Source organism: Bradyrhizobium icense (genome assembly GCF_001693385.1).
Taxonomy (GTDB): Bacteria; Pseudomonadota; Alphaproteobacteria; order Rhizobiales; family Xanthobacteraceae; genus Bradyrhizobium; species Bradyrhizobium icense.
The window spans coordinates 6136134-6158496 of sequence record NZ_CP016428.1; the positions used below are offsets into that span (position 1 = coordinate 6136134).

Genomic DNA, 22363 nt, shown 5'->3' on the forward strand with positions numbered 1-22363 from the left:
GCGAAAGAGGATCACTCCGTGAACGGGTCTTGACGGCCCCATGATGGTCGTGCCTACACGCACCGGATCACCACGGCACTGCATGCAGCCGTGCTCGTTCAATACTCCCATTCCGCTTTCAGAAGCTGCGGCCGTTTTTCACGCCGCCCGCACCGTATCCAGGAACCTGCCGACCTCGAGCTTGAGGCGGTTGGAATCGCTCGACAGCGACTGTGCCGCCGAAAGCACCTGCGCGGAAGCCGAGCCGGTCTCACTCGCCCCGCGCTGCACGTCGGTGATGTTGGCGGAGACCTGATGGGTGCCCTCCGCGGCCTGCTGCACGTTGCGGGAGATCTCCTGGGTGGCAGCGCCCTGCTCTTCCACGGCGGCCGCAATTGCCGAGGCGATCTCGGCCAGTCTTTGTATCGTGCCACTGATTTCCTTGATCGCGCCCACCGACTCCTGGGTGGCGCCCTGGATGCCGGTGATCTGCTGACCGATCTCGCCGGTCGCCTTGGCGGTCTGTTCGGCAAGCGCCTTCACTTCAGACGCTACCACCGCGAAACCGCGGCCGGCCTCGCCGGCGCGTGCCGCCTCGATGGTGGCGTTGAGCGCCAGCAGGTTTGTCTGGCCCGCAATGGTATTGATGAGCTCGACGACGTCGCCGATGCGGCTTGCCGCCTTCGACAATTCGCTGACGCGTTCGTTGGTGATCCGGGCCTGGTCGACGGCTTCGCCGGCCATCCGCGCCGATTCCTGCACCTGACGGCTGATCTCGTTGACGGAAGACGACAGCTCCTCTGTCGCCGAAGCAACCGACTGCACGTTGGCGGAAGCCTCTTCCGAGGCAGCAGCCACCATCGTGGTCACTTCCTGGGCCCGTTCGGCGGTCGTCGTCAGCGTTCCCGCCGACGCTTCGAGTTCGGTGGAGGCGGACGATACGGTCTCGACGATCTCGCCGACGGCTGCCTCGAAGGCGTCGGCAAGGCGGACCATATCGGCCTTGCGCTGCTGAGCGGCGATCTGGTCCTGTTTCATCTTGGCTTCCGCCTCGTCGCGGGCTTTCTGCTCCGAGACGACCTTGAATTTCTCGACGGCGCCAGCGACGGCACCGAGCTCATCCTTGCGGCCGAGGCCCGGCAACACCACTGCGAAATTGCCACCCGCAAGCTCCTCCATCGAGACGCTCAGGGCGCGCATTGGACGGGCAATCGTGAAGAACGAGAATATGCTGGTTCCGATCAGCAGGAAGATCGTGCAGAGACCGATCGCCATGGACATCCGTTCAGCCGCCGCCATTTCGAGCGCGGCCTGGGCCTTTTCCTTCTCCACGCTCTGCTTGGCGAAATCGGTGATTTGGTTGGCGAGCGATTCGAGTTCGGCCGCGATCGGTAGCGTAACTTCGCGGGCGATGCGGATCGCTTCCTCGTTCAGCTTCGCGATCCGCGCTGTGGCGTCGGCGGCGCCCGCTGCAGCAATCGCTTCGTCCCGCACCTTCACGATCTGCTGGGCCTCCTTCACGTAATCTGAAGCTCTCGTCTTGAGCTTCTCGATGCGCGCGCGGTTCTCGGCGGCGTGCGACAGTTTCAGCATCTCGTCGCTGAATTGACTCGCCGATTTCAGACCGGCGGCCAGATAGTCGTTGGCTCTTTGCAAATGCGCCGCGGTATCGGCGAGACGAATATCACGAACACCGGTCTGCATACCGGCAATGGACGCCTTCGCATCCACTGAATCTCGCGCGACCGCCTGCTGCGCAGACACGCGAGCGTCCAGATCGCGCATTGCTGTATTTGCCCGCATTTGATTCGTCACCATCGCGGCGACGAGCAGAACGCCGAGACCCGAGGCGATGCCGAGCTTGGCGCCGATCGACAGATTGAGAATGAGACGGGTGATGCTGGACATGGCTGGCGTCCTCAAGAAACCGGTGGTCAAGGGAATCGCGGCGGTACCGTCTGCTTCCCGCACGGCGGGATCACGGTGAAGAAGTGCCGGGCCAATTTGGGACGAGCCGTTTCGTTGCGAACGAAGGGCTCCTGCGGCGGCGTAGCCACAGAGCGGCACCCATGACCATCAAGCTTTCATACGATGGTTAACCAGCGTCTAAAGCGGCACGGTCGAAGAATTGGTAGTATTACGGAATCCCGGCGCGCTGCGTCGGCATCATGACGGCTCGCTCGTCTGCTTGCGGGCTGCCGACAGCGTCTGCTGCGGCGTTTCGCCAAACAGTTCGCGATATAGCGCGGTGAACTCGCCCATGTGCCAGAAGCCGTTCACCAGCGCGACCGCCTTCACCGACTGCACCGAGGTGCCCCGCACCAGTTGTTGTCGCACGTTCCACAGTCGCCGCAACCGCATGTAACGATGCATGCTCATGCCGCGAATGGCAACCACGGCGTTATGCAGCGTCCGTACCGAGACCCCGAGTTGCCGCGCCACGTCGGCGCTGTACAGCGCCTTGCCGGCGCTTTCGGCAATGAACTCGTCGAGCTTCCGAACCAGCGCCAGATAGTGGCTCAGGCTCAGGCGCTTGGCTTCTGGTGTGGGCGATGCCGCAGCCATCGCCAGATCGACCGCCTGCAGGATCGATTCTTCGACGTGCTCGATCACGTTCGGCTGTGCGAAGGTATCGGGCGAATGCGATGCGAGCGTCAGGGCGTCGCGAACCGTCGCCCGCAGCGACTCGCATTTGTCCGGCAGCGTCACTATCAATTGAGCGCTATCGGCATCGCCCGGCCAGCCGCGATCGTCGATCGAAGCGAAATTCACAAGCGTCACCAGATTTGCGTGCTGCTCCACGATCTCGCACGTCGCGGTACCCTTGACCAGGAGCAATGCCGGCGCGCGGCCTTCGACACCGTTGATGAGCAACGAAGCCGCATCGTCCATCGTGAAGCCGACGATCGCGCCGGTCGTCGAATACTGCATCTGCAGAATTCGCGGGAACGTCCGCTGCAGATAAATCGTACAGGACTTGAGCTTCAACGAGGCGAAAGCGGCGGCGAAGTCCTTAGCGTCAATCGGAATGCTTTTGGCATCGCCCAGTCCTTCGATGCTCCGGAAACGATCGACGTCCAGAGACCGGCAAACCTTTACGAACTCAGATTCAACTAGTTCATCAAGCAACGACACGCGGCGCACATCCGAGCCATCGGTAGCGATCCATGGCAAGATCTTCTGGCACCAGACCTTTTGACATCAAATCGTCACGATGCTTCTGCGTCTTACCACTTTTTCCCGATTGCGGAAGTTCGTTTGCCACATTTGGTGCCAGTTTCACTCTGGGCGATTGATCGGCACGGACCGCAATCGCAATTTTGCGATCTAGGGATGTCTCCTGTTCCCGGTGCAGCCGAAGAAACGCGGGCCTCCGCATCGCCGGCTTCCGATTCGGATCGCCGGCGATCGCGAAGCCGGCATCAGGAACCGGCTTCGGACCGAATAGTCGGTACGCGATCAGGCCGCCCGCACCGAGTCGAGGAACCTGCCGACCTCGAGCTTGAGGCGATTGCTGTCGCCCGACAGCGATTGCGCCGCCGCAAGCACCTGCGAGGAGGCCGATCCGGTTTCGCTGGCGCCACGCTGCACGTCGGTGATGTTGGACGACACCTGGTGGGTGCCCATGGCCGCCTGCTGCACGTTGCGGGAGATTTCCTGCGTCGCGGCACCCTGCTCTTCCACGGCTGCCGCAATCGTCGACGAAATCTCCGACAGCTTTTCAATCGTACCGCTGATCGCCTGGATGGCGTTCACGGATTCCTGGGTGGCGGCCTGGATGCCGGTGATCTGCTGCCCGATTTCGCCGGTGGCCTTTGCGGTCTGCTCGGCCAGCGCCTTTACCTCTGAGGCCACGACCGCAAAGCCGCGGCCGGCCTCGCCGGCGCGCGCCGCCTCGATGGTGGCGTTGAGCGCAAGCAGGTTGGTCTGGCCGGCGATGGTGTTGATCAGTTCGACGACGTCGCCGATGCGGGTGGCCGCCTTCGACAATTCGCTGACGCGGTCATTGGTCGTGCGGGCCTGATCCACGGCGTCATTGGCCATCCGGGCGGATTCCTGCACCTGGCGGCTGATCTCGGTGACGGATGACGCCATCTCTTCGGTGGCCGATGCCACCGACTGCACGTTGGTGGAAGCTTCTTCGGAGGCTGCCGCGACCGTGGTCGTGAGTTCCTGCGCGCGCTCCGCGGTCGAGGTGAGCGTGCCGGCCGAGACCTCGAGCTGGCTCGACGCCGCCGACACGGCCTCGACGATCTGGCCGACCGCGGCCTCGAAGTCGTCGGCCATCTTGTTCATGTCCACCTTGCGGCTTGTCACAGCGCGGGTCTCGGCCGCGCGTTGCTCGGCCTCCAGCGACTGGCGGGCGACGGCATTGCTCTTGAACACTTCGACGGCCTTGGCCATCTCGCCAACCTCGTCGCCGCGTCCGACGCCGGGCACCTCGACGGCAAGGTTGCCACTGGCGAGATCGTTCATAGCGGCGGTCATGCGCTGCAAGGGCGCGGTGATGCTCCGCGCCACGAAGATCGAGACTGCAAGCATGAACAGCAGGATCACGCCGGCGACGATCAGCGAGCGTTGGGTTGACACCCAGGTCTGCGCGTTGAGGTCGTCGATGTAGACGCCGGTGCCGACGACCCAGTTCCACGGCGCGAAGCCGACCACATAGGACAATTTCGGCTGCGGCTTGTCGAAGCCGGGCTTGGGCCATTCATAGGGGACGAATCCCGAGCCGTTCTTCTTGACGGTGTTGACGAAGTCGACGAACAGCAGCTTGCCGTTCGGATCTTTGTAGGTCGAGAGATCGTTGCCGTTCATCTCGGGCCTGATCGGATGCATCACCATTTTCGGATGCATGTCGTTGATCCAGTAATAGTCATTATTGCCGTAGCGAAGCGCCGCGACGCGCGCCATCGCCCGCTTCTGGGCATCGGCTTCCGAAACGCCGCCCTTCTGCGCCGCGGCATGCTCGTCCTTGATGATGCCGAGCGCGACTTCGCCGAGGTGGCGCAGCTCGATCTGCTTCTGCTGATTGAGGCTCGAAGCCAGCTCGCGGGAATCGAGAAAGGCGATGCCGAGGAGCCCGGCAAAGCTCAGGCAGATGAGCGCATAGATCTTTCGGCCAACGGTCAGCCTGGCCCGGCCCATCATTCCAAACATGCTTCATCTCCCACGCGACGACGGCGGTCGTCGGCCCCATTGCGCGGAATCGTATATGTCAGCGGCTTTCTACCCGTTAATTTTGCACTCAGTAGATATACGGGGGTTTCTGTTGACCGAGCCCCGCCGCCGGCACCTCTCGCTGCTTCCGAACGGCAAAGCCCGCCCCCGAGTTCAGGGGCGGGCCTGTTTGGCCTGCGGGTCTGTCGGCTGTTTACGCCGCCCGAACCGAATTCAGGAACTTGCCGACCTCGAGCTTGAGGCGGTTGGAGTCCGACGACAGCGACTGGGCCGAGGAGAGCACCTGCGTCGAGGCCGATCCGGTCTCGCCGGCCCCGCGCTGCACGTCGGTGATGTTGGCCGAGACCTGCTGGGTGCCGCGGGCCGCCTGTTGCACGTTGCGGGAGATTTCCTGGGTCGCGGCACCCTGTTCTTCCACCGCGGCCGCAATCGTCGATGAGATCTCCGACAGCTTCTCGATGGTCGAGCTGATCGCCTGGATCGCACCGACGGATTCCTCCGTCGCGGCCTGGATGCCGGTGATCTGCTGGCCGATTTCGCCGGTCGCCTTCGAGGTTTGTTCGGCGAGCGCCTTCACCTCGGATGCCACGACGGCGAAACCGCGGCCGGCGTCGCCGGCACGCGCCGCCTCGATGGTGGCGTTGAGCGCCAACAGATTGGTCTGTTCGGCGATGGTGTTGATGAGTTCGACCACCGCGCCGATGCGGGCGGCCGCCTTCGACAATTCGCTGACCCGGTCGTTGGTGGTGCGGGCCTGATCGACAGCCTCATTGGCCATTCGCGCCGATTCCTGAACCTGACGGCCGATCTCGGTGATCGACGAGGCCATCTCCTCGGTGGAGGAAGCCACCGACTGCACATTGGTGGAGGCTTCCTCGGAAGCCGCAGCCACCATCGTGGTCAGCTCCTGGGCGCGTTCGGCGGTTGCGGTCAGCGTCCCGGCGGCGGCTTCGAGCTCGGTCGAAGCCGACGACACCGTGTCCACGATTTCGCCGACCGCACCTTCGAAATCGTCGGCGAGCTTGATCATTTCAGCCTTGCGCCGCTGCGCCGCGACTTGGTCCTGCTGGACCTTGGCCTCGGCTTCCTCGCGCGCCTTCTGTTCGGCGTTCTCGCGGATGACGGTCACCGTCTTGGCGAGGTCGCCGATTTCGTCGCCGCGGTCGGCGCCTGGAACCTCGACGTCGAGATTGCCGCCGGCCATCTCGCCCAGCGCACCGTTCAGCCGCGTCATCGGACGTGCGACCCCGAGGAAGGAGAATACCACCGAGGCGATCAGCGACGCGACGACGATGATCGCCATGATCAGGTTGATGCGGTTGGCGCGTTCGGTATCGGCCATGACGTCGTCCTTGGAGGTCCTGGCATCCTTTTGCGCGGCTTCGACGGTCGTTTCCATCAGATCGGCGACGTCTGCGGCGGCCTTGACGGTGCGGTTGGCGATGATGTCGTTCTTGACCTGCTCGGTCTTTACCGCTTCCTCGTTGGCGGCCAGGAAGCGCTTGACGGTCGAGGAAAGGTTGCTGACCACGACCAGCAATTCCCGGTCATCGGCCTCGCCGCGCAGCTTGTTGAACACGTCCTTCAGCGAGGCTTCGGTCTTGGCCATCTCCGTGACCAGCTTGGTATCGCCGGTAGCGCCGAGCTTCCAGGCAGCAGCCCGCAGCGCGTTCACCTTTCCATCGGCCTGAAACAGCAAACGCTCGATCTCGAGGCGGTTGTCCAGCTTCGCCATGGCCGGCAACTTCAACTGGGCATCGACCGCCTTGGTCCATTCTTCCGAGATGACCGAGCGCTTGTCGATCTGCGCCAGCAGCGTGATCTGCGCCTTGGCGAGATCTTCCACAGCGGCGGTAAAGCCATCCATCAAAGCCTTGATCTTCTGCAGCCGTTCCCTGGCGTCAGGCTGCTGCGCCATCGCCAGCGCCGCCTCGAGCTCCTTCGCTGCGCTCGCCTTGTAGCGCTGCAAATCGGCAATGGCCTTTTCGACCTCGGCGGGCGCTCGGGCGAGCCTGACATTGCCGGCGGCAAGCTGAATCTTGCGCAGGTCGATATGGGCTGAGAGCGAGTTGTCGGCCACCTGCTGCGACCGGGCGGCACGCTCGCTGGCTTGCTCGATCCTCGATTCGGTGACCATCTGGTTGGCCACCATGCCAATCGCCAGCAGCACGCCGACCGCGCCGGCCAAGCCCAGTTTGTTTCCGATACGGTTGAGCTTGATCATGTCGACGACCCCAAATTCTTCTGAATCAGTTTTTTTCCGGATGCGGAATTTGCAACGCAAAGCAACCGGCAACCTTCGCGCGCGAATCCCGTAGGATGCCGCGCAGCGTAGCGGCGACCGGTTAATTTCCGCTTGCGTGAAATTACGGGTCCAGTCCGGTTGTGGAGCGTCCACCCTCGCGCGGTACGCGAAAGGGCCCGGCGCGCTTTCTGCGAGCCGGGCCCTTCGTCCACGGTCGACGGTTGTCAGGCTGCCCGGACCGACTCCAGAAACTTGCCGACCTCGAGCCTGAGGCGCTGGCTATCGCCTGAGAGCGACTGCGCCGCCGACAGCACTTGCGAGGAGGCCGCACCGGTCTCGCTGGCGCCGCGCTGCACATCGGTGATGTTGGTGGAGACCTGATGGGTGCCGCGGGCGGCCTGCTGCACGTTGCGGGAGATTTCCTGGGTCGCGGCACCCTGTTCTTCCACCGCGGCTGCAATCGCCGAGGAGATCTCCGCCAGCCTTTCGATGGTGCTGCTGATTTCCTTGATCGCGTTCACGGACTCCTGGGTCGCGCTCTGGATCCCACTAATCTGCTGGCTGATCTCGCCGGTGGCCTTGGCCGTCTGCTCGGCCAGCGCCTTGACTTCGGACGCCACGACCGCAAAGCCGCGGCCGGCCTCGCCGGCGCGCGCCGCCTCGATGGTGGCGTTGAGCGCCAGCAGGTTGGTCTGGCCGGCGATGGTGTTGATGAGTTCGACCACGTCGCCAATCCGGCCCGCCGCCTTGGACAATTCGCTGACTCGGTCGTTGGTGACGCGGGCCTGACCGACCGCATCGGTCGCCATCCGCGCCGATGCCTGCACCTGGCGGCCGATCTCGGTGACCGAGGAAGAAAGCTCTTCGGTCGCCGACGCCACCGACTGCACGTTGGCGGAGGCTTCGCCCGAAGCCGACGCCACGACCGAGGTCAGCGTCTGCGAGCGCTCGGCGGTCGCCGACAGCGTGCCGGCCGACGCTTCGAGCTGCGTCGAAGCCGAGGATACCGTCTGCACGATCTCGCCGATCACGCTTTCGAAATTGCGGGTGATGCCGTCGACCCGCCGACCGCGCTCGATCTTGGCTTCGGCGTCGGCGGCCGCGGCCTCGTCGGCCGCTTTCTTGGCAATCAGCGCTTCCTTGAAGACCTGCAGGGTATCGGCCATCGCGCCGATTTCAGTCTTCTCGCCCTGATGCGGCACGTCGGCGCTCAGATCGCCCTGACCCAGCGCCTGCATCGGCGTGACGATGGAGGCAATGCCGCTCGAGACGTCGCGAACCAGATAGGCGCTGACGCCGACGCCGATCATGACGGCGGCGCCGAGGATCAAGGCAAGCATCATCAGAGCGGCCGTGTAGCTGTCGGCCGCTTGCTTTACCACCTTGTCGGCGCCTGCGTTGTTGAGGTCGATACTCTTCTTCAGAACGGCATCGGCCTGAAGCCCGATCTTGTTCACGGTTGTTGCATTCAGGTCGTTGGCTTCAGTGGGAATCTGGCCGACCGCATTGCGGGACAGCTCCATGACTTCCTGGGTGCCCCTGCGGTATTTGTCCCAGAGCTGCGCCCACTCATTAAGCAGCGTGCGCTCTTCGGCCGACGTAATCAGGGGCTCATAGGCTGCGCGGATCTTGTTGTTGGCCTCGATCACGGCAGCCAGCGTCTTTTCCGTCGCCAGTTTTTCTTCCAGAGTCTCAGACAGCATGTGCTCGCGGATCACGTTGCGATAGGTGATGACACTGGCGCGCAAGTCACCCAGCACGCGTACGCTCGGCATCCAGCTCGTCGCGATGTCCACCGTGTTGGCGTTGATAGCCCGCATGTTCCGGGCCGCAAGCAGCCCCATGCCCATCATGGCGGCGAGCAGGAAGGCGACCACGGCGATGATCTTGGTGCGGATGGAATACCTGGCGAGCATAAATCCGATCTCTTGGTCTTGGGCGCGCGGTGAGCACGCCGGATGGCGGCGGGAAGGTTGGAAGACGGAGGATGCCTTGCCGACATTAAACCCGATGCGCCCTGAGGTAGAGTTAACGCGCGTTGGCAAAAAACCGCCGCGGGCCGGGCCTCACAGGGAGATGCACGCCGACGAAGCGATCAGCGCATCAGCTTCAGGGCGTCGGAGAAGAATTCCGTCCCACCGAAATTGCCAGATTTCAAGGCAAGCAGCATTTCGCCATTGTCGGCGCCGACGGACCGCAAAACCGGCACGCCTGCAGCGATTTCCTCGCCTACGAGGAATCCGGGAATGCGCAGGCGATCGACGACGGCGCCTGAAGTTTCACCGCCGGCGACCACCAGCCGTCGCACGCCTGTGCGCACCAGGCCTTCGGCGATGTCGGCCATCGCCTGCTCGATGGCATGTCCGGCTGCATCGCGGCCATGCCGGGATTGCAGAGCTGCAACCTGGTCCGGCGTCGAGCTGCTGGCGATCAGGATGGGACCGTCGGTGATTCGGTCGCTTGCCCAGGCCAGCGCGCGGCGCGCCTCTGCCGGTCCCGCGACGATCTGCTCAGGATCGAGATGCAGCACGGCCATGGTCTTTTCGGCATTGGCGATCTGCGCCAACGTCGCCTGCGAGCAGCTCCCCGCAAGGCACGCGGCCGGTCCACCGACCGGCGCGCCGGACACCGCGCCCGCGGAAGCCGCTTTGACCTTGCCGGAGGCGACCAGCGCCCGGGCAAGGCCCAGGCCGATGCCGGATGCACCGACGGACAGGCGGTGATCAAGGGCGACGTTGCCGATGGTTTCGAGATCGCGGTCGAATACGGCGTCGATGATGGCCGCGCCGATACCCTTGCCTACCAGCTCCGCGAGACGTCCGCGAACCGCCTCCGCGCCGCGCGACAAGGTGGCGAGATCGACCAGCCCGACCTGGGTCCGGCTCTGGCGCGCCAGCACCCGCACCAGGTTGGAATCGTGCATCGGGTTGAGCGGGTGGTCCTTCAAGGGGCTTTCGTTCAGCGGCACCGGGCCTACGAACAGATTGCCCTGATAGACGGTGCGGCCAGTCTCCGGAAACGCCGGCGTCACCAGCACGATGGCGTCGCCCGAATCGGCGCGCAGCGCGTCCATGACGGGACCGATATTGCCGGCGTCGGTGGAATCGAAGGTCGAGCAGATCTTGAACAGCACGTGGCCGGCGCCGCGGCCGCGCAGCCATTTTTCGGCGGCGCGCGAACGTTCGACCGCGACGCCAGCCTCGATCGAGCGGCTCTTGAGCGACACCACGACCGCATCGACCTCGGGCAGCGCCAGATCGTCCGATGGCACGCCGATGGTCTGCACCGTGCGCAGGCCCTGACGCGTCAGCGTGTTGGCGAGATCGGAGGCGCCGGTGTAGTCGTCGGCGATGCAGCCCAAAGACAGTTTCACGATTTTGCTCCGGCATAGGGCTTGAACCAGGCAAGTCCGTCGGTGGTCTTGCCGCGCGGGTTGTATTCGCAGCCGACGAAGCCGCCATAGCCGAGCCGGTCGAGCTCGGTGAACAGGAACGGATAGTTCAGCTCCTCGCCATCGGGCTCGTTACGCGAGGGAATGCTGGCGATCTGGACATGGCCTGTTATCGGCATCATCTCGCGCAGCCGCATGGTGACGTCGCCATGGATGATCTGGCAGTGATAGATGTCGAACTGCAGTTTCAAATTTGGAATCTTCAGTTCGGCGATCAGGTCGCGTGCGAAGCCGAAATCGTTGAGGAAATAGCCGGGCACGTTGCGTGGATTGATCGGCTCGATCACGACGTCGAGGCCATGGGACGCGTAGAACTCGGCCGCCCATGCCACCGACTTGTAGAACTGTTCGACGGCTTTCGTGCTGTTGCGATCGGCGATACCCGCCATCAGATGCAGCCGCTCGACGCCGGTCGCCTTCGCATAAGGCAGCGCCGTCTCCAGGCTTCGCTTCAGATCGTCAAAGCGCTCCGGCAGCGCGGCAAAGCCTTTTTCGCCGGCGTCCCAATTGCCCGGCGGCAAATTGAATAGCGCCTGCGTCAAGCCGTTCCTCTTCAGCCGCTCGCCGACGGCTTCTGCCGGATGATCGTAGGGAAACAGGAATTCGACCGCGGTGAAGCCCGCTCTTGCCGCTGCGTCGAAGCGGTCGAGGAACGGCACGTCGGTGAACATCATGGAGAGATTGGCGGCAAAACGCGGCATCGACGGTCCTCTCTGATCCTGCTGTTACTTCGGCTCGCCCGGCAGACGCGTGCCGGTGACTTTTGCATACATCCGCGCCACCGAGGCGTCGTCGTCGCGCCCCATGCCGGCGGCTGACGTCATCAGGAACATCTGCAATGCAGCGGCCGAAACCGGCACCGGGAACTTTTGCGAGCGAGCCATGTCCTGGATAATGCCGAGGTCCTTCACGAAAATATCCACCGCGCTGCGCGGCGCATAATCGCCGTCCAGCACATGCGGCATGCGATTCTCGAACATCCAGGAGTTGCCGGCGGAGGCCGTGATCACCTCGTAGACTTTTCGGATGTCGAGGCCCTGCTTGGCGGCGAATGCGATCGCTTCGGAAGCCGCGGCGATGTGTACGCCCGCAAGCAACTGGTTGATCATCTTGAACGCGGCGCCCTGGCCGGCGTCATCGCCGAGTTCGTAAAGTTTTGCGGCCATCGCATCCAGTGCCGGCCGCGCCTTCGAAAACGCCGCCGGGCTACCGGACGCCAGGATAGTGAGTTCCCCCTGCGCCGCGCGCTGTGCGCCGCCGGAGATCGGCGCGTCCAGGTAGTGCCGGCCGGTTTCTTCCAACTGTTTGGCGAGCCGTCGCGCCACATCGGGATCCATGGTTGCGGAGGAAATGAAGACCGCGCCTTTCGCCAGCGTTTCCGCGACGCCGTCCTTGCCGAACAGAATGGTCTCGGTCTGGGCGGCGTTGACAACCACGCTGACGACGATGTCGGCCGATTTCGCGGCTTCCGCCGGCGTCGCCGCACCCTTGCCGCCCTCGGCGACGAACCGCTTGACCGAATCTGCCGAGACATCGCAGCCGGTGACCTCCAGCCCCGCGCGGCGCAGCGACATCGCCATGCCAAAACCCATCGAGCCCAGCCCGATGACGGCGACACGCGGTTTGGCGGTTTCTGGCATTGCGGCGATTCCCTCGATGGTTCTGTTCGGCGGCCATTTGGCCGGCGGCTTGGCGCCTTGCGTATCACGGCTTGGCCGCGCTGCCAAAGCGTGAGACAAGGCGGAAAAGAGGTCGGTCTATGAGCGAAACAAGGATCCGCGAGGAAATCTGCCGCTTGGGCCGCTCGCTGTTCGAGCGCGGGCTGACGCCGGGCTCCTCCGGCAATATCAGCGTGAAACTCGACGACGGCGGCTGGCTGGTGACGCCGACCAATGCCTCGCTCGGCTTCCTCGATCCGGCCCGAATGTCGCGGCTCGGGCCCGACGGACGGCTGGTATCCGGCGATGCGCCCACCAAGGAAGTGCCGCTGCACACCGCCCTCTACCAGACCCGCAGCGCGGCGCGCGCCGTCGTGCATCTGCATTCGACCCACTCAGTGGCGTTGTCGATGCTGCCCGAGATCAACCCCCGCACCGCGCTGCCGCCGATGACGGCCTACTACGTGATGAAATGCGGCCACACCGCGCTCGTGCCCTACTATCGCCCCGGTGATCCCGCCGTCGCCGACGCGATCAAAGGACTCGCCGGGAAGTACTCCTCCGTGCTGCTCGCCAATCACGGCCCGGTGGTGTCGGGCGATACGCTGGAGGCGGCGGTATTCGCGATGGAGGAATTGGAAGAGACGGCGAAGCTCTATCTGCTGCTGCGCGGGCTGAACCCGCGGTATCTGTCGCCGGCGCAGGTGGAGGATTTGACCAAGGTGTTTGGATTGGAGTTGCCCGAACATCACCACGACTAATGGTGTCATACCCGCGAAGGCGGGTATCCAGTACGTCGCGGCTTATCGATTCAAGCTCCGACGCCTCGGAGTACTGGGTCGCCCGGTCAAGCCGGGCGATGACGACCGATAGGGCGGCTCGCGCGTTGCCACTTCGAAGCTGCAGCTATAGCCCCAGATACGCCTTCCTTACATCCGGATTGACGCTGATCTCGGCAGCGCCTCCCTGCATCAGCACGCGGCCGGTTTGCAGGATGTAGGCGCGGTCGGCGATTTCGAGGCATTCGGACATGCGCTGCTCGACGATCAATACCGTCATGCCGGCGTCGCGGATGCGTTTTACGGCCTGGAAGATTTCATCGACCAGCTTTGGCATGATGCCCTGCGACGGCTCATCCAACATGAGTAGCCGCGGACGGGTCATCAGCGCGCGGCCGATGGCGAGCATCTGCTGCTCGCCGCCGGAGAGCGTCTCGGCGCGCTGCTCGAGGCGCTCCGAGAGACGGGGAAACAGCTTGAAGACGAGGTCGAGCGGTGCCTCGCGATCGGACTGGCTACGAAAAAGATAACTGCCGAGCCGCAGATTGTCGCGCACCGACAACCGCGGAAACAGCCGGCGGTTTTCCGGCACGTAGGCGATGCCGCGCGAGGTGATGACATGCTGGGCCATGCCGTCGATGCGGGCGCCATCGAACGTCACGCTGCCGGAACGCGGGCGCTCGGCGCCGGCGATCGATTTCAGAAGCGTCGACTTGCCGGCCCCGTTGGCGCCGGCGACGCAGACGATCTCGCCCTTTGCGACCTCGATCGAGACCGCCGAGATCGCGACCAGCCCCTGATAGGCGGTGGTGACTTCATGCACCGACAGCATGACGGTCTCCCAGATAGGCGGTGATGACTTTCGGATCGCGGACCACGTCGGCAGGCTTGCCCTCGACCAGCACCTTGCCGAGGTCGAGCACGATGGCGCGGTCGACCAGCGGCATCACGATTTCCATGACGTGCTCGACCATCAGCACGGTAACGCCGGTGTCGCGCACCTTGCGAACCAGTTCGACGCCGGTCTTGGCCTCGACCGGAGTAAGCCCCGTGAGCACCTCATCGAGCAGCAGCAGTTTCGGCTCGGTCGCGAGCGCCCGCGCCACCTCGAGCCGGCGCTTTTCGGACGGGACGAGATCGCTGGCGAGCACGTTGGCACGCGGGCCAAGGCCACAGAATTCCAGCACCTCATGCGCCCTGCGCCGTGCATCGCGCATCACGGTGGTACGGACCAGCGCGCCGACGATGACGTTGTCGATCACGGTCATGGTCTCGAAGCTTTTCACGACCTGAAAGGTGCGGCCGATGCCGCGCTGGCAGCGCTCCGCCGCCGGCAGCGCGGTGACATCCTCGCCGTCAAAGACGATTGAGCCCTGCGTCGGCGGCAGCACGCCCGCGATCAGGTTGAATAGCGTCGACTTGCCGGCGCCGTTCGGGCCGATCAGACCGACGATCTCGCCGCGTCCGACCGAAATCGAAACGTCGCTGTTGGCGATCAGGCCGCCAAAACGCTGCCAGACGCCGCGGGTTTCCAGCAGAGGCGTCATCGGACAGCCTCCTTGCGCTTGGGCGCAGACAGTCCGGCGCGACCTTTGAACGTGAACAGGCCGATCAGCCCCTGCGGCCGCGCCAGCGAGATCGCAATGATCAGGCCGCCATAGACGATCAGGTCGACACCGCGGCCGGAGCCACCGACATAGGACCGCGTCAATTCGGTGAGCGGGATCAGGATAACCGCGCCCAGCATCGGCCCCCACAGGGTGCCGATGCCGCCGAGCACAGCAGGCAGCGCCATCAGCAGCGAGAACTGAAAGCCCATCACGCTCTCGGGATCGATGAAGTAGACGAACTGCGCATAGAAGCTGCCGCCGATTGCGACCAGGAATGCCGATACCGCCGCCGCGCCCATCTTGGAATTGAACACGTCGACGCCAAGGCTTTCAGCCGCCTCCGGATTGTCCTTTACCGCGCGCCACCAATAGCCCCATTTGGAATCCTCCAGCCACCAGGTGACGAACCAGGCAACGCAGGCCAGCGCCAGCGCGAAGTAAAAGTATGGCAGCTTGCTGCGTGGGAACTGGAATTTCAGCCAGCTATCGCCACGCGCCGGGATTTCGATGCCCATCGCAGCACCAGCCCAATCCCAGTTGTGGAAAAGCAGCAGCCCGATCTCAGCAATGACGATGGTGGCGATGACAAAGTAGTGTCCGCGCAGCCGGAAACAGGGATAGCCCAGCGCCATCGCAATCAGCGCGGAGATCACGCCGCCGCCGAGCATTCCGAACCATGGCAGCACGCCGAATTTGGTAAACAGCAGCGCGGTGGTATAGGCCCCGATGCCGAAGTAGAGCGCATGGCCGAGCGAGATCTGCCCGCAATAGCCGGAAAGAATGTTCCAGCTCTGCGACAACGCACCCCACATCAGCGTCAGCACCATGATGTTCTGTACGTAGACGTCCTTGACGAACAGCGGGACGGTGGCCGCAATCGCGGCGAGAACAACGGCGACGATGAGGTCGCGGCGGCGGCGTTCTGCGAAAGCGGTATCCATCACATCGATCCGAACAGGCCGCGCGGCCGGACAAAAACCACAAGGAGATAGACGGCATAGATGCCGACGGCCTTGAGCGACGGCGGCAGCAACATGGCGGTCGTGGCCTCGACGAGGCCGACGATGATGCCGCCGGCGAAGGCGCCGAACACGCTGCCAAAGCCGCCGAGCGCCACAGTCACGTAGGCAATCAGCGCGAACGAGGCGCCAACGTCAGGGTAGATGTAGAAGAAGATCGCCATAATCGCGCCGGCGAGGCCGACAAGCGCCGCGCCGAGGCCCCAGCCCAGCGCGAACACCTTGTTCTTGTCGATGCCGACCAGCGCCACCGCGCCGGCATCCTCGCGGGTCGCTTCCAGCGCGCGGCCGAAATCAGTGCGGTTGATGAAGAGATAGAGCGCGCCGAAAGCGGCGATTGCCACCAGCGCGCCGACCAGTTGCGGCACGGGCAGATAGATTCCGGCCACCGAAACTGTTTTGCCGCCGAGCCAGGAATGCGTTACGCTACGATAGTCCGGCGTGAAGAAGTATTGGGCCAGGCCGCGCATGACGATGGCGAGGCCAAAGGTCGAGAAGATCTGCACCATGCCGGCATTGGCTTTCGCACGCACGGCAAAGCGCACAATTAAGAGATAGACGACGGCCCCGAACACGAACAGGGCGGCGGCGACCAGCGGGGCCGATAGCAAGGGGTCGATCGCAAAGAACACGAACAGGAAGAACGTCGCGTACATCGCGATCATCAGGAATTCGCCGTGCGCGAAGTTCACGACGTCCATCAGGCCGAAGATCAGCGCGAGGCCGACGGCGATGAGGCCGTAAAGCAGTCCCATGAGGAGCCCGCTCGCCAGGCTTTGGATGATGGTTTCGGCGGTCACCGGGACGCCTCCCTTGCTCGTCGTCCCTGCCTGGTGCGCAATCGCGCACAGATGCAGGGACCATAACCACCGGAGTCGCATTTGGGGGAAGGACGTGAGGCCACGGTGAAACTGATGCTCCTCGGCGTATGGGTCCCTGCTCCGTGCGCAACCGCGCACTAGGCAGGGACGACGCTGCGTTTGTGATGTCTCTCCAGAAGGTGTCAGCCCTGCTTCATCGGCCAGACGGCTTCGGCGATGGCGGCCTGCGGCGGGAAGATGGTGACGAACTTGCCGCCGATATATTGCAGCAGCACCGGGTCGGCGTCGTTGTTCTGGCCCATCTCGTCGAACTTGACGCGCTTCCAGGGCATGATGGTCTGCTCGCCCGGGATGTCGGTGGCGACCAGCGCCTCGCGGATCTTTTCGCCGTCGGTCGACTTGGCGCGGTTGATGGCGTCGGCCATCACCAGCAGGCCCATGAACTGGCGCGAGGTGAGGTCGTTAAAATCCTTGCCCGACTTCTCCTTGAACATGGCGTTGACCTTGCCGACCATCGGCCGCTTGGCGGCGAGATCGAGCGAGAAGCTGCCGCGCGAGATCACGCCTTCGAGCTTGTCGCCGACCGCGTCATACAGCGCCTTTTCGGAGAAGCCGGCGTTCTGCGCGACGATCGCGTTCGGCTTGTAGCCGAGTTCGGCCATGGTCTTGACCAGCAAGATGCCGTCGGTGGTGTAGCTCGAGGGCATCAGCACGTCGGCATTCGCCGTCTTGAGCTGCTGCACTTCCGCCGACAGCGACGGCGAGTTGGAGCGGTACTTGATATCGGAGATGACCTTGTAGCCGCGATCGGAGGCCAGCTTGAGCTGGGTGTTGGCGGAGTCGGTGCCGAAGATGGTGTCCTCGTGGAACAGCGACAGCGTGTCGATCTTGGTACCCTTCTTCTTCATCGCATCGAAGAAGTTGAACATCGCGGCCGAGAACATCTCGTCGTGTGGCGCGGCGCGGAAATAAAACTTGAGGCCACGCTTGTGCAGGCTCGGCGAGGAATTGTCTGCCGAAATGAACGGAACCTGGTAGCGCTCGCAGATCTGGCTGACGGTGACCGCGACCGAACTCTGATAGGTGCCGATGACGGCGCAAACCTTTTCCTGGGTGATCAGGCGCTCGGTTTCGGCGCGACCCTTCTGCGGATCGGCCTGGTGGTCGGCGAAGACGAGGCGGATCTTGGCACCACCGAGGCCGGGCAGCCCCTCGCCCTTCGCCAGCGGCAGATCGAAATCGTGGTTCTTGTTGATGATGTCGAGCGCGGTCTCGAACGACTTCTGCGCGTCGACGCCCATCTGCGCGCTGGCGCCGGAGAACGGATAAATCACGCCGATCACGACTTCGGACGTTTGTGCGCGGGCAGCGACGGGTCCGAGCGCTGCGGCAGCAGTGGCTCCAAGCAACACATTTCGGCGCGTGATGTTCATGGCGATATCCTCTGTTGGATCGGCAACTATCGATGAAACGGTTGACGGTTACGGTAAAGCCTCAATGCACGGCACGGCCTGCATCAAAGCACGGCAAGCTGTTTGTTCATGAGATCGGTCACCAGCATCAATCCGGGCGCGTGCGTGATCGCGAATGGCAGCTTCGCCGCCTGGATCACCGATTGCGGCGTGACACCGCACGCCCAGAACACCGGAATCTCGTCGGCCTCGACCGGCACCGGATCGCCGTAGTCGGGCTTATCGATGTCGGCGATGCCGATCGCGTGCGGATGACCGAGATGCACGGGCGCGCCGTGCACCGCCGGAAAGCGCGTGGTGATCTGCACCGCGCGGATCGCATCCGCCGGCTTGAACGGCCGCATCGACACGACCATGGGGCCTGCGAACGGGCCCGCCGGGCTGCACGCGATATTGGTGCGGTACATCGGCACGCGAACCTTGCGCTCGATGTGGCGGATCGACAGGCCCTCCGCCAGCAGCGCCTCCTCGAACGAGAACGAACATCCGATGACGAAGGCAACGAGATCATCGCGCCAGTGCGCCATGATGTCAGTCGGCTCTTCCACGACTTCGCCGTCGCGCCAGACGCGGTAGCGCGGCAGGTCGGTGCGGATATCGAGATCGATGCCGAGGGCCGGGATGCGCGGGTCGCCGACATCGGAAATGCCGATGATCGGGCACGGCTTGGGATTGAGCTGGCAGAACCGGTGAAACGCGCTCGCGAGCTTTTCCGGCAGGATCGCAAGATTGCCCTGGACGAAGCCGTTGGCGACGCCGGCGGTCGACGAGGCCATGCCGTTGCGGCAGGCATGGCGGGCCGCCACGCTCGGCGATAAATCGGCCGTATCCTGACCGGGCCGTTCCGTCCTCGCCAAGCTGGTCATCGTTGTCCCCGCTTCCATTCTTGTCGACATCTACTCCCGCATATGGCTATGATAATGTCTAATCGTCTTTTCTAATCAAATTCGATAAACCTAAATTATCGACCTGCGGGCAGAGGATGCATGACTGATTTCAAGGCAATTGAGACTTTCATGTGGGTGGTGACGCTCGGCAGCTTTCGCGGCGCGGCCCAGAAGCTCAACACAACCCAGCCCGCGATCTCGCAGCGCATCGCCCAGCTCGAACGCGAAGTCGGCGTGAAACTTCTGCAGCGCGATCGCCGCATGGTGTTGCCGACGCCGAGCGGACGGCAATTGATGGTCTATGCCGAAAAACTGATCGGGCTGCGCTCGGAAATGCTCGCCGTCGTCGGCGATCGCTCGGCAATGCGCGGCGTGCTGCGGCTCGGCGTCGCCGAAACCATCGTGCACACCTGGCTGCCGCAACTGATCAAGAGCGTCAACCATGCCTATCCCAACCTCTCGCTCGAGATCGAGGTCGACATCACCTCGAATTTGCGCAACCGGCTGTTGGCGCAGGAGATCGAACTCGCCTTCGTGCTCGGACCGCTGACGGCGCCGATGGTCAACAACCGGGCACTGTGCGATTACCCGGTGTGCTTCACGGCCAGCCCCTCGCTTGGCCTCGGCAAGCAAGAGCTGACGCTGCACGATCTGGCGAAGTTCCCCATCATCACGTTTTCGCGCCGTACCCAGCCCTATGAAATCGTGCGCTCGCTGTTCAATCGCCCCGACCTGCCGCCGATACGCCTGCATGCCAGCGCCTCGCTCGCAACCGTCATCCACATGGCAATCGAAGGTCTCGGTATCGCCCTGATACCGACCGCGATCGTCGAGGATGATATGGCGAACGGGCGGCTGCAATTGCTGTCGACCAATCTGCGGTTGGCGCCGTTGACTTTTTCGGCAAGCTGGCTCGCCTCCCCCGACACGGTCGCGGTGGAGCGCGTGGTCGAACTTGCGGCCAGCCTGGCGCGAGGAGGCGTCATTGTTGACGCGCCGCCTCAGGCGCGTCATTGAAAATGACCGAACAAGAATGAACAAGCGCCTGCCCACCTGACCTCCCGGAACAGTGCATGACCAAGATCGGCTCCAATCTGCAAATCGATTCCGCCCGGCTATGGGGCACCATTCACGAAACTGCCAAATTCGGCGCCACGCCCAAAGGCGGCGTGCGGCGGCTGACGCTCGGGCCTGAAGACAAGCAGGTGCGCGACTGGTTCCGGAACGCTTGCGAGGCCGCCGGGCTCGAAGTGCATGTCGATGCGCTGGGCTCGATGTTCGGCCTGCGCAAGGGCCGCGACATGTCGAAGGCTCCGGTCGGCCTCGGTTCGCACCTCGACACGCAGCCGACCGGCGGCAAATATGACGGCGTGCTCGGCACGCTGGCTGCGCTGGAAGTGGTGCGTACGCTCAACGATGCCGGGATCGAAACCGAGACGCCGATCTGCATCTGCAATTGGACCAACGAGGAAGGTTCTCGGTTCGCGCCGGCAATGATGGCTTCCGCGGCTTACGTCGGCGATTTCACCACCGATGACATCTTGTCGCGCAAGGACGCCGAAGGCGTCACAGTGGCGCAGGCGCTGGACAGCATCGGCTATCGCGGTGACGCGCCGGTGGGTCGCCAGAAATTCTCTGGCTTCGTCGAGCTGCACATCGAACAGGGGCCGATTCTGGAAGCCGAAAACAAGACCATCGGCGTGGTCGATTCCGGTCAGGGCGTTCTGTGGTACGACGGGAAGATCATCGGCTTCGAAAGCCATGCCGGTTCGACGCCAATGCCGCTGCGCCGCGACGCGCTGGCGACGCTGTCGGAGATCGTGCTGGCGATGGAGAGCATCGCCAAGAAGCATGGGCCGAAAGCGGTCGGAACCGTCGGCGAAGCCGTGATCGCCAATCCCTCGCGCAACGTCATTCCCGGCGAGATCGCCTTCACGGTGGATTGCCGCAGTGCGGATGCTGCCATCATGGACGCGCTGGATAGGGATTTGCGCGCGGCGATTGCCGAGATCGCGGTACGGCGCAAGGTCGAGGTGCAATTCGATCTGATCTGGCGCAAGCCGCCGACGCATTTCGATGCAAGACTTGTGGATGCGGTGGAGAACGCCGCCAAGATGCTCGGCTATTCGCACCGCCGCATCACCTCCGGTGCCGGCCACGATGCCTGCAACCTCAACACCGTGATGCCGGCGGCGATGGTGTTCGTGCCCTGCAAGGACGGCATCAGCCACAACGAGCTGGAGGACGCCACGCAAGCCGATTGCGCGGCGGGCGCCAACGTGCTGATGCATACCGTGCTGGCGCTGGCCGGCGTCGCGTCCTGACAATCAAGAAACGAGGGGGAAGCTGTGCGCGGAGTTTTTGTCGACGCCAACGAATCGCTGGCCGTGATCTTCGAACGGCTGCACCAGCCCGGCGATCCTGAAGTGCGGATACACCGGGATCCCGACATCACCTCTGATCAATATCCCAAGATACTCGACGGCGCCGAGATCGCGATCGTCGATCACACCGCGCTTCCGACCGATATCGCAAAAAGGTGCACCGGGCTGAAGCACGTGGTGTTTCTCGGCACCGGCGCGCGCAGCTACATGAACCCGGAAGAGCTGGCCGAGCTCGGGATCCAGGTGCACCTGATCAAGGGCTATGGCGACACGGCGGTCGCAGAATGCGCTGTTGCGCTGATGTGGGAAGGCGCGCGTGGCCTTGCCAAGATGGACCGCGGCATCCGCGCCGGCAACTGGCTGCGCGACGACGGCATGCAGCTCACGGGCAAGACGCTCGGCCTGATCGGTTTCGGCGGCATCGCCGCGGAAGTGGCGCGGATCGCGATCGGCTCCGGCATGCGCGTCATCGCCTGGAACCGGTCGCCGAAAAAATATCCGAAGGTCGAGTTCGTCGATCTCGACGAACTCTTGACCGAGAGTGACGTGGTTTCAATCCATCTCCTGTTAAACGACGAGACACGCGGCCTGATCTCGCGCGCCTGCATCGAGGCGATGAAGCCCGGCGTCATCCTCGTCAATACCGCGCGCGGCGCGATCGTCGACGAAGAGGCGATGATCGACGCGCTGAAATCGGGCCAGATTCGCCATGCCGGCCTCGACGTCTTCAACATCGAGCCGCTGCCGGCGGATCACCCGCTGACCAAGCTCGACAACGTGACGCTGTCGGCGCATTCGGCGTTCCGCACGCCGGAAGCGAGCGAGAATTTGCTGCGCGCGGCGTGGGAGCATTGCCGAAGGATTGCGAAGGGGTGAC

At 63.7% G+C, this 22363-nt stretch carries 18 protein-coding genes; 4 read left to right on the top strand and 14 right to left on the bottom strand.

The features are described 5' to 3' along the window. Positions 1-138 precede the first annotated feature (138 nt). The 8 genes from LMTR13_RS28635 to ltnD all read right to left on the bottom strand — a co-directional run bounded on the left by LMTR13_RS28635 (position 139) and on the right by ltnD (position 12496). Positions 139-1887: a methyl-accepting chemotaxis protein gene (locus LMTR13_RS28635; protein ID WP_065730696.1), complete on the bottom strand. Its 1749-nt coding sequence runs from the start codon at positions 1885-1887 to the stop codon at positions 139-141. A gap of 258 nt (positions 1888-2145) precedes the next feature. Beyond that, positions 2146-2910, bottom strand: coding sequence for a helix-turn-helix domain-containing protein (locus LMTR13_RS28640; RefSeq protein WP_156795837.1), 765 nt, complete (start codon positions 2908-2910; stop codon positions 2146-2148). 528 nt (positions 2911-3438) lie between these two features. Beyond that, positions 3439-5139 carry a methyl-accepting chemotaxis protein gene (locus LMTR13_RS28645; RefSeq protein WP_156795838.1) on the bottom strand — a complete coding sequence of 567 codons (1701 nt, stop codon included), beginning with the start codon at positions 5137-5139 and terminating at the stop codon, positions 3439-3441. 214 nt (positions 5140-5353) lie between these two features. Beyond that, positions 5354-7381: a methyl-accepting chemotaxis protein gene (locus tag LMTR13_RS28650; protein WP_065733043.1), complete on the bottom strand. Its 2028-nt coding sequence runs from the start codon at positions 7379-7381 to the stop codon at positions 5354-5356. Between the two features lie 248 nt (positions 7382-7629). After that, complete coding sequence (locus LMTR13_RS28655; RefSeq protein ID WP_065730698.1) at positions 7630-9321, bottom strand: methyl-accepting chemotaxis protein; 1692 nt, start codon at positions 9319-9321, stop codon at positions 7630-7632. 179 nt (positions 9322-9500) lie between these two features. Beyond that, the gene (gene otnK / locus LMTR13_RS28660; protein ID WP_065730699.1) at positions 9501-10778 is read right to left on the bottom strand and encodes a 3-oxo-tetronate kinase; all 1278 of its coding nucleotides are present in this window, start codon (positions 10776-10778) and stop codon (positions 9501-9503) included. After that, the gene (otnI, locus tag LMTR13_RS28665; RefSeq protein WP_065730700.1) at positions 10775-11557 is read right to left on the bottom strand and encodes a 2-oxo-tetronate isomerase; all 783 of its coding nucleotides are present in this window, start codon (positions 11555-11557) and stop codon (positions 10775-10777) included. The genes otnK and otnI overlap by 4 nt, the downstream gene beginning before the upstream one ends. 24 nt (positions 11558-11581) lie before the next feature. Continuing rightward, on the bottom strand, positions 11582-12496 hold the full coding sequence (gene ltnD, locus LMTR13_RS28670; RefSeq protein WP_065733044.1) for an L-threonate dehydrogenase: 915 nt from the start codon (positions 12494-12496) through the stop codon (positions 11582-11584). 119 nt (positions 12497-12615) lie between these two features. Here ltnD and otnC point away from each other — a divergent pair, with 119 nt between their 5' ends. Beyond that, entirely contained in the window at positions 12616-13275 is a 660-nt protein-coding gene (otnC, locus tag LMTR13_RS28675; RefSeq protein ID WP_065730701.1) for a 3-oxo-tetronate 4-phosphate decarboxylase, read from the top strand. A gap of 145 nt (positions 13276-13420) precedes the next feature. Here the strand turns inward: otnC and LMTR13_RS28680 are convergent, their stop codons facing one another. From LMTR13_RS28680 to LMTR13_RS28705, 6 genes are all read right to left on the bottom strand, one after another. Beyond that, positions 13421-14125 carry an ABC transporter ATP-binding protein gene (locus LMTR13_RS28680; RefSeq protein WP_065730702.1) on the bottom strand — a complete coding sequence of 235 codons (705 nt, stop codon included), beginning with the start codon at positions 14123-14125 and terminating at the stop codon, positions 13421-13423. Continuing rightward, on the bottom strand, positions 14109-14840 hold the full coding sequence (locus LMTR13_RS28685; protein ID WP_065730703.1) for an ABC transporter ATP-binding protein: 732 nt from the start codon (positions 14838-14840) through the stop codon (positions 14109-14111). Before LMTR13_RS28685 ends, LMTR13_RS28680 begins: the two co-directional genes overlap by 17 nt. Then, complete coding sequence (locus LMTR13_RS28690) at positions 14837-15844, bottom strand: branched-chain amino acid ABC transporter permease (RefSeq protein WP_065730704.1); 1008 nt, start codon at positions 15842-15844, stop codon at positions 14837-14839. Before LMTR13_RS28690 ends, LMTR13_RS28685 begins: the two co-directional genes overlap by 4 nt. Next, positions 15844-16677: a branched-chain amino acid ABC transporter permease gene (locus LMTR13_RS28695; RefSeq protein WP_236843508.1), complete on the bottom strand. Its 834-nt coding sequence runs from the start codon at positions 16675-16677 to the stop codon at positions 15844-15846. Before LMTR13_RS28695 ends, LMTR13_RS28690 begins: the two co-directional genes overlap by 1 nt. Positions 16678-16925: 248 nt before the next feature. Next, on the bottom strand, positions 16926-18176 hold the full coding sequence (locus tag LMTR13_RS28700) for an ABC transporter substrate-binding protein (RefSeq protein WP_065730705.1): 1251 nt from the start codon (positions 18174-18176) through the stop codon (positions 16926-16928). Positions 18177-18259: 83 nt separating this feature from the next. Further along, on the bottom strand, positions 18260-19081 hold the full coding sequence (locus LMTR13_RS28705) for a putative hydro-lyase (protein WP_065730706.1): 822 nt from the start codon (positions 19079-19081) through the stop codon (positions 18260-18262). Between the two features lie 120 nt (positions 19082-19201). Between LMTR13_RS28705 and LMTR13_RS28710 the strand changes: the two genes are divergently transcribed. Genes LMTR13_RS28710 through LMTR13_RS28720 form a run of 3 tightly spaced genes read left to right on the top strand, consistent with a single transcriptional unit; the run spans position 19202 to position 22362 of the window. Then, positions 19202-20119: a LysR family transcriptional regulator gene (locus LMTR13_RS28710; RefSeq protein ID WP_065730707.1), complete on the top strand. Its 918-nt coding sequence runs from the start codon at positions 19202-19204 to the stop codon at positions 20117-20119. Positions 20120-20175: 56 nt separating this feature from the next. Continuing rightward, complete coding sequence (locus LMTR13_RS28715; protein ID WP_065730708.1) at positions 20176-21426, top strand: Zn-dependent hydrolase; 1251 nt, start codon at positions 20176-20178, stop codon at positions 21424-21426. Between the two features lie 24 nt (positions 21427-21450). Further along, entirely contained in the window at positions 21451-22362 is a 912-nt protein-coding gene (locus LMTR13_RS28720) for an NAD(P)-dependent oxidoreductase (RefSeq protein ID WP_065730709.1), read from the top strand. Position 22363: the final 1 nt, after the last annotated feature.